The following is an 8,440-nucleotide window of genomic DNA, read 5'->3' on the forward strand; positions in this document are numbered from 1 at the left end:
TCTCCGACAAGAAAAGCATCCCAGACAGGATGCATTCTTCGTAAACTTATGCTTTATATAATATAACGGCTGTATAAATTCCCTCTTCTGTTATAGGATCATTGTTCACAGCGAACTTAATATCCATTACTTCATGATTTTCCAATTCCTTTAACGCTTTATTTAAATGTTTCTCGAATTTTTTATTTTTCTCCGAAATAACTTTTGTTTGAATCATAAGGTTGTACCTGCCTTTTCCTAATTATTTTATTATTAATTGAACAATCTCTTTAAGTAATTTTTATATCCATAGATGTTTTATATCTTGTTCCCTTTCAGCCGAACATCCAACTATTATTGCCACCATGGCAATTAACAAAATAGAAAAGCATTTACGGAAAAAATATAGTGAATTAACTCCCTCCTTTCTAGAGAAATACGTTTTGAATAATTAAAAAGTTTCAATTAAAAGAAAAGGACTTTACTAAAAATAGATTTTGCTGGATTTGGTATAGAACTATTCATTAAAGATAATAAAGAAAAGTTTTCTCAATTATCTATACAAACATAAACATCATTAATCACCTTTTAAAAGATTTATGATTTTGTGTTTTAAAATTGTAATCCAATAATTTTAAAAACAAAATAAAATGGCTACCTCAGATATAGAAAAACTGAAATAGCCATTAATTAATTACCATAGAAGATTTTTTTGTCCTCGCCTATCGATCATTTCACCTTTTCCACTGCTTAGTAGCCCTTCGGTAACAGAAAGAGTACCATCCCGCGGCCGCGGGTTAGCAGACATTTCTTTAAAGAAGCATCATCATCTTTAAATCAGCCTAACAAACTAAATAATACCTGTATTAGGCTATTAAATTTCTTTTCTACTAACTATAATTACCTTTATACTCAATCACTTTTACAGGCCCTAATAAACCTGATGGCTTCATAGGTATAAATTGAGAAAAAAAGTCCTGTTCTTGCTTCCCTAAATTATCCACCACTACGATTTCTAAATGATTTATTCCTTTCTGTAGATAATCCGTTATTTCAAAACTATATGGAGTACATATTTTTATTCCAACCAATTCTCCATTCAGTTTTACCTCAGCAATTTCATTTACTATTCCTAAATCTAATATAAATCTATCACCTGTTAGATCGATACTATTAAATGTAGAAGTATACTTAAAATTACCTGAAAAACATTCCAAACCAGGAAGTTTATTTATATTAATCAAATTATTTAATTCCTGCAAATTACCAAATGTGGGGTATTCTAATGCGGTACAAAATTCAACTTTCCACTTTAATTGGAGGATAGTCTCTTTTCCCTCCAATTGATTTACATTTTTAGTTATCATCCCCTCAAACTTATTATTATCTACAAGTATCAATGATTCATTAGGTTGTAACTGTATCGGTATTTGTTTTTTTCCTTCTTTATTAAATTGATCATATGACAATAACTCGTTATTAAATCCATCATATTTTAAGAGTACTTTCTCAGAATTAAGTTCAGCTACTGTATTGATTTCTTGATAAGGATCTTCATTAAAAAACATATAAAGGTTCCCATCTATATGCTCATAATGGTAATATCTTAAGTACGGTTGGTATTCACTAACTATCAGTTCCGTTCCTTTTATTTTCAATTCCTCTCCTAATGATTCTAAATTAACCTTATTGGTTCCACTAAAAAAGCTTTCATCCAACCTTTTGTTTTTTTCGCTATATAATGGATAATTATTTACAAAATATATACTTATTCCATTCTTAGACATCGCTTCTACTTTCTCCATAAATGATAAAGGTAACGATTCTGCATAGGGAATAATCAATGTATGAAATTCGTTATTGTTAATAAGGAATTCGTTATTCGTAATTTTACTCTCCATAACATAATCAATTGGAATAATGTCAAAATCTATTTGATGTTGCATCAATACACGAGCAGGTTCTTGAAACAGCATATAGTTACCAAGCCACTCAGCTTCCGCATGATAAAGAATACCTACTTTCGCAATATGTTTCCCACCATTAAACAAATGACTTATCCTATTTATATAATTATTTAAAATATACATATATCTAAATTCTGGATCATGTCCATTAGCATAAAAATGTGGTGGACAATCGGGATCAGGAAATGTTTTAGGACTAAATGCATGAGGTATAAAGTGATTAACTCCTCTAACTAGCATGTGATCGACAATATACTTCATTAATGAAAGTCCTTCCGCCCAGCCATATGCTCCAAACACTTCACATATCGTTCTGCCCCCTTTTTTTCTATCAAGCTGACCAAGTGAGGCTCCCATTTTAGCTAGACCATAATGAAAGAATTCACCATCCCACCCCATTTTTGTTATGGACTTATTAATATTTTTATCCATTCCTGGCATTATTTGATTAAGAACAACATCAATTCCAGACATATCTTGTGGTTTAATCGCACGAAAAAAGTGTCCAGCTCCATATCCTAGTCGTGCATGTGAATTATTATCTTCTATTAAATGACCAATATATTCCACATTTCTTTTCTGACACCATTCCGCTAATACTCCTGTAAAATTATTACTATATTCTTTAGAAACAATATCCATATACTTCAACCGAACTTCTTTTTCTTTACCATCAGACTCAATTGGTTCCAGTAAAGGTAGAAATACATAATCATCTAAGAAAAATTCTTCTAACATACCTTCTCTCCAAGGATAGACCATCTCCTTTCTTCCAATAGATCCTTCCGCTCCATGCATGTTACCAAATCTCGGTTCATCCGAAAAAAAACCTGCAAACGTTTTGCCAAATTCTGATTGATAGCGTTTGTAATGAGGTTGATAAACCTCATCAATTAATATTCGAGTAGCTTGTGATTCCAATGGGTTTAAATACCCTTCTGTTTGCGGCTCTCCCCCATCTATTGTTTCCATCAACACAAAAATGCGCCATTGACCCTCAGGTATACTCCAATTTAAAATTCCATTAATTTCAAAGTTCGTGATATCAATAAAACTGGTGGAATCAAAACTACTATTACCTGTTCTCTTTGCAGCTATTATTTTTAGTAGCTTATCAGGTATATATTCTTTCTCTTTTGAAAATAACTGTTTTGTATTGCCACGATTAACTAATATAGTGGCATCCTCTAATGGTCCTACAAAGTCTAACTGATGGATTTTTAAATATTTTTTTATATGTTGAGGATAATCATTTTTCACTCTTCCATTCGCATATCCTGTAGGAAAATGAGAATCATCTAATAACCAAACCTTCATTCCCAGCTTTTTCGCTTCTTCCATCAGTGTATCCATGTTTTCCCACCAACTCTCACCAAGAAAATCAGGATGTGGCCTAGATTCAACAATGAATGCTTTAATCCCTGATTCATATATTTTTTTTACATAATCTCTTAAAATGTCATTATCTTCTCCGTGAAGCCAAAAAAAAGGTAATATGTAATTATCATTTTTATTATCTAATACCTCTTTCACTCTCTTCATCACTATCTCTCCCTACCATTTCTTTCTAATATACAACTTAGCTGTGATATCCACTTTAATTAGGGAGGAGCAACCAAGTATCCCTTCTTCTCACAAGCTACTTGATTACTCATCTTCCTCTTACTTATTCTTATTTGATTGTAATTTACCTAGTATCCCACTGAAAAATGTTAATATTCATAATGTTCAGTCTTATTATCAAACAGAAATACTTACATCATTACTTTTCATTTCTTCCTCTACCGCCTTTTTATCCAATACCTTAAAGAATGGAAAGTAAATTAAAGTAGACACGATTGTAGCAATCAACTGAAAAACTGCATATTTCCATCCACCCATCATTAATCCTTGAATAATAAGCGGAGTTCCTCCAGGACCGCCTGCACCGGTAGGCATTGGTAAAATTCCCATGGAGGTAAGTATATACCCAATTATAATGTATAAAACAGGGGTAAATACAAACGGTATGAATAAAATTGGGTTTAACATCATCGGAAATCCAAAAACAACAGGTTCATTAATATTGAAAAGAGATGGTATAGTTGCAACCTTACCAAATATTTTATAACGAGACGATTTTGCAAACAATAATACACAAATTACTAAGCCGATTGTGGCTCCTGCACCACCAGGGGAGGAAACTGCATTAATCCAATTGTATGTGATAATATTAGGTCCTACCTGCCCTGCTGCAACCGCTGCCATATTCTCGGCATCTGCTGCTATCCAAACTGGCATTATGACAGATACAACAGCAATGCCATGAATTCCTAAGAACCAGCATAACCCAGTCAACACATAAATAATAATACCAGCCCATATACTTGTACCGATTACACTTAATGGTGAACCGATTAAAGTATAAACTGCATTATGAAAGTTCTCAAACTCAGTATGTGAAAGTCCTAGTGTTATCGCCCCAAAAAGGATACCAATGAGAACAGAAGGTATAATGCCATTAAACGACTTTGCAACAAATTCTGGAACACTGTCTGGTAATTTTACGATTAAGCCTTTATCTGATAATTTTATATAAATAATGGCGGATACTATTGCACAAAACATAGCTACAAAAATTCCCTTTGCTCCCAACCATTCTAAAGGTAAATTTGTTATAGCCATAAATCCTTCACCAGTCGTGGTTAATGGTGTTACTAATAAAAAAGCTAATAATCCCAGTAATCCTCCTGTAAATGAGTCATAATCCGAAAAATTACCTACATAAGTATATGCGATACTAAATGCAGCATACAATGCAAGAAGATTAATAGTAATATTTGATAAGGTCGTGAAAATTCCTCCTAAACCACTCGTAGTTAAAAATGATTGATATGCTTCAATAGGTAAATTTTGAAATATAGTTGCAAATGATCCTAATATCAAAACACTCATTAAGCTCATTAAGCCTTTAGAAATGGATTGGATAATTCTATTATTATTTATCCAGTTAGAAGCAGGACCAAGTATTTTTTCTAAATTATTCATTCTACTACTCCCCCTAATAGATCATTCTTCTTTTCAATGAAGAGATTAACGAATTAATATTATTTACTTATCAAAATCCTAATCTCCTAACACATTTTTGACATATTCCATGATTTTCTTTCCATTAACCATTCCATAATCAGTCGCATTAATAGCTTCAACTGGACAGTGTTGAAACTTTTGAACGATAGTATTAAGCTGATAACGAACTTGAGGACCAAGTAAGATAAAATCTGCATCGTTTGCAACATTAACCGCTTCTGACAATGCATATGCATCAATCGTACATTTATAATTCATTTTTTCTGCTTCTTGTCGCATATTTCTAGTTAAAATGCTTGTTGACATACCTGCAGAACATAGTAAAATTATTTTTCTCATATATAATCCCCCAAATATTTTTAATAAATATACTTAACTCATAAAGTATCTAAGCAAACGTAACTTTAGATAACTATTTATTAATCAGACTTAAAGCCCACTCTAAAACTTTTTTTCCATCCATCATTCCATAGTCTACTGTATTAATTACTTTTACAGGAATTCCTTTCACACCACCATATTCTTTTATAAAACTATCTTCTTTATAGGAGACTTGGGGGCCTAAAAGTAAAATATCAGTATCTCTAATATTTTTTTTCACCTCCCCTTGTCCCGTTGCACAAATTATTATTTCTTCGTTTTTTTCTTTAGCTGCTTGTTCCATTTTTCTAACAAGCAAGCTTGTTGACATTCCTGCTGCGCAGACGAGTAAGATTTTTTTCATAATTTCTCCCCTTTCTATAAGTTTATCGTTTTCTTAGTTAGTTCAATAATTTCAATTGATAAGTCTCTAACTGTCATGGCATTCATTAAGTGATCCTGTGCATGAACCATTAACAAAGATACCTCTGAGCTTTCTCCTCTTGCCTCTGCTTGAATTAAATCTGTTTGGATTCTATGGGCTTTATTTAACTCTTCCCTTGCTTCTTCCATTAATTTTTCTGCTTCTTCAAAATGGGCATTTTTAGCTTCTACTATTGCCCTCATGGCACAACTTCTAGCATTTCCTCCGTAAATGATAATTCCCATAATAATCTCTTGATTTTCCAAGTTGTCACCTTCTTTTTCATATTTAATTCCTTAACTAAACTATAATTTTAAAACGCTTCCAATTAAAGTTTATGTTTTTCCATTACTAGTGGAAAGAAATTGGCCTTTTAATCATATATAATTAATCAAAACTAAAAATCATCCTACCAAGTTAAATTGGTTACATCTCTTTTATTAATTTCATTATGGTGCAGGAATCTAGAGCATTGATAATTTTTTGAACAATATCACGATCGTCAATAAATCGAAATAGTGTATCATACATCGGTTTCAACTCTTCTTTGTTATCATCCGCTACATGAAGAAGACAGACCAACTGCACCTTATGTTTTCCCCAATCAATTGGCTTTTCTAATGTCGCGATTGTCCAAAATGTATGCGGGGACTTTGCCTCTAATGGATGAGGAATTGCAACCAGATTACCATAGCTTGTTGAAGCTACCTGTTCTCTGTCCATTATCGTTTCAACAATCTCTTCCTCAGTCATCTTTTTTTTAATAAGTTCCTCTCCAAGATAGGTTATTATTTCTTCAGGTGTTTTGCATGATAGATGTGCGTATATTAATTCTTCAACTAAATACTTATTTATAATTGATTCTTGAGTATCCCCAATCATTTGTTCAACCTCTGTTAGTTCACTAGTCCCTAGGAGTGTACTTACTACTACGTGAGGAATCTTGATGGTGCTTGGCAATTGAACAGTACTGACTATAAAATCAATATCATCTTCTTCGTACTTAGAAAGGTTATATAATTCGGTTGTACCAATTATTGATATTTTATTACCAAACTTTGCACGCATCTTATAAAGTAATAATTGCGAACTACCATGTCCAGTGGTACAAACAATTAGACATCTTTTTGGTTTTATTTTTAATTTAGATCTTTCAATTGCTGCACCAAAATGAAGTGCAATGTAACCAATCTCATTTTCATTAATGACAATATCGAAGTCCTCCTCAATTACCTTTCCTGCTATAATAGCAGCCTCAAATGCGATTGGATAGTTAACTTTTATTGCCTCTAACATTGGATTATATATATTCATCTGATATTTAACCCGATGAAGTGCAGGCTTAAGATGTAGGCTAATAGCAACTAGTAGCTCCTTATCATTGCCAATGTTGAGACTCATTTGTTCCTCAACATTGCTTATCATACGTTTAACAGTTTCTATGATATTGTAATTAAAACTATTTAATAGTTCTGGCTGGTTTTTATTTAATAACAATCTGTTTCCTAATAAGTGCATAGTTACATACACTATTTCTCCTCTTGGAAACTCCAGATTCAGCATTTTCTCCATGCTTTTGATAATTCTTTTTGACACGATATATTCCTTTTTATTTTGGATATTCTCTTCAACTTCATTTAAACTGTCCACGTACTGCTTACTTTTTATTCGTTGGCAGGCAATAGCAATATGTACTACTAAATTATGTAAGGCTATATCAGATAAGTTAAGATCAAATGCTTTTAGTTCTCTTAGCGCTGTCTCTCGAATTAATTCCATACTATCTTCTGGCAATAGCCATGACTGTCTTTTTAACTTTTCTTCTATAATAGAAGGTCTGCGGAATAATAGCTCTGAAATTGCAAATCTAATATTTCTTTCTGAACCTGCAAGTCTCAATCCATACTTTGCTTTTTGAGCAAGCTTCAAATTGAATTGCTGTAAAATAACTTTTACATCCTTTAAATCATTTTTTAATGTTGATTTACTAACAAATAATTCATCTGCCAAATCCTCTACTTTAAAATAATTTTGTCTTAATAGAAACTTTTTCAATAAATAGTGAACCCTATCTTCTGGTTCAACTGGGACATTTTTTTCAAACTCAATAAATTGAGAAATAAATTGTTTGAATTTGCATTCATCACAAACCTCAAGTTGATAACCACGGCTTCTAACAGAAACGATATTCGCTCCTGCATTCATTAACTGATTGTCAATTTCTCTTAAATCATTACGAATTGTTCGAGAGCTAACTTGAATTATAGAGGCTATTTGTTCACCACTAATTGGCTTCTTTTCTGAAATCAGCGCTTTTAAAATCTGTTGTTGTCTCGCATTCATAGATTCTCCTCCCCTCATAAGTATTCTTCATTTAATTATAAAGCGTTTTCACAAATGCTGGGGTACAAAGATTTTCCATTATGTTAGGAAAATTTTTGTTAAGGATGAAAAAGTAGTTTTTTAGCTAATAATCCAAGATGATATATTTTGGGCTTATTTTGAACCTTCTAAACTCCAACTCTAGTTTAACCATTTAATAAGAAGTGCTAACCATAATAGAATTTAAGATTCATATTTACATAAAACCCTAAAATAATTTAGAAAAGCTGAAATATTTGGCATAAAAATGCCCTGCTCA

7 protein-coding genes are annotated in these 8,440 nt (G+C 32.1%); all 7 read right to left on the bottom strand.

Annotated elements, in window-relative coordinates; all coding sequences use genetic code 11:
- Nucleotides 1–46: 46 nt before the first annotated feature.
- Nucleotides 47–217 carry a sporulation protein Cse60 gene (locus B3N22_RS04120; RefSeq protein ID WP_095329266.1) on the bottom strand — a complete coding sequence of 57 codons (171 nt, stop codon included), beginning with the start codon at nt 215–217 and terminating at the stop codon, nt 47–49.
- A gap of 652 nt (nt 218–869) precedes the next feature.
- Nucleotides 870–3,488: a glycosylhydrolase-like jelly roll fold domain-containing protein gene (locus B3N22_RS04125; protein WP_286905085.1), complete on the bottom strand. Its 2,619-nt coding sequence runs from the start codon at nt 3,486–3,488 to the stop codon at nt 870–872.
- Nucleotides 3,489–3,686: 198 nt separating this feature from the next.
- Nucleotides 3,687–4,973: a PTS sugar transporter subunit IIC gene (locus B3N22_RS04130; protein ID WP_286905087.1), complete on the bottom strand. Its 1,287-nt coding sequence runs from the start codon at nt 4,971–4,973 to the stop codon at nt 3,687–3,689.
- Between the two features lie 78 nt (nt 4,974–5,051).
- Nucleotides 5,052–5,354: a PTS sugar transporter subunit IIB gene (locus B3N22_RS04135; protein WP_095329263.1), complete on the bottom strand. Its 303-nt coding sequence runs from the start codon at nt 5,352–5,354 to the stop codon at nt 5,052–5,054.
- Nucleotides 5,355–5,427: 73 nt separating this feature from the next.
- Nucleotides 5,428–5,739, bottom strand: coding sequence for a PTS sugar transporter subunit IIB (locus B3N22_RS04140; protein WP_095329262.1), 312 nt, complete (start codon nt 5,737–5,739; stop codon nt 5,428–5,430).
- A 14-nt stretch (nt 5,740–5,753) separates the two neighbouring features.
- Nucleotides 5,754–6,044 (bottom strand): PTS sugar transporter subunit IIA, encoded by a 291-nt coding sequence (locus B3N22_RS04145; protein ID WP_123259104.1) that lies wholly within the window; start codon nt 6,042–6,044, stop codon nt 5,754–5,756.
- Between the two features lie 181 nt (nt 6,045–6,225).
- Nucleotides 6,226–8,142, bottom strand: a complete 1,917-nt coding sequence (locus B3N22_RS04150) for a BglG family transcription antiterminator (protein WP_286905091.1) — start codon at nt 8,140–8,142, stop codon at nt 6,226–6,228.
- Nucleotides 8,143–8,440: the final 298 nt, after the last annotated feature.

Source organism: Clostridium sp. UBA1652, assembly GCF_002320975.1.
GTDB classification, from domain to species: domain Bacteria; phylum Bacillota; class Clostridia; order Clostridiales; family Clostridiaceae; genus Clostridium_T; species Clostridium_T intestinale.

Excerpts from the sequence above, each read along its gene's own strand:
- B3N22_RS04120 (WP_095329266.1), bottom strand. The coding sequence starts at position 217 with ATGATTCAAACAAAAGTTATTTCGGAGAAAAATAAAAAATTCGAGAAA.
- B3N22_RS04125 (WP_286905085.1), bottom strand. The coding sequence starts at position 3,488 with ATGAAGAGAGTGAAAGAGGTATTAGATAATAAAAATGATAATTACATA.
- B3N22_RS04130 (WP_286905087.1), bottom strand. The coding sequence starts at position 4,973 with ATGAATAATTTAGAAAAAATACTTGGTCCTGCTTCTAACTGGATAAAT.
- B3N22_RS04135 (WP_095329263.1), bottom strand. The coding sequence starts at position 5,354 with ATGAGAAAAATAATTTTACTATGTTCTGCAGGTATGTCAACAAGCATT.
- B3N22_RS04140 (WP_095329262.1), bottom strand. The coding sequence starts at position 5,739 with ATGAAAAAAATCTTACTCGTCTGCGCAGCAGGAATGTCAACAAGCTTG.
- B3N22_RS04145 (WP_123259104.1), bottom strand. The coding sequence starts at position 6,044 with ATGGGAATTATCATTTACGGAGGAAATGCTAGAAGTTGTGCCATGAGG.
- B3N22_RS04150 (WP_286905091.1), bottom strand. The coding sequence starts at position 8,142 with ATGAATGCGAGACAACAACAGATTTTAAAAGCGCTGATTTCAGAAAAG.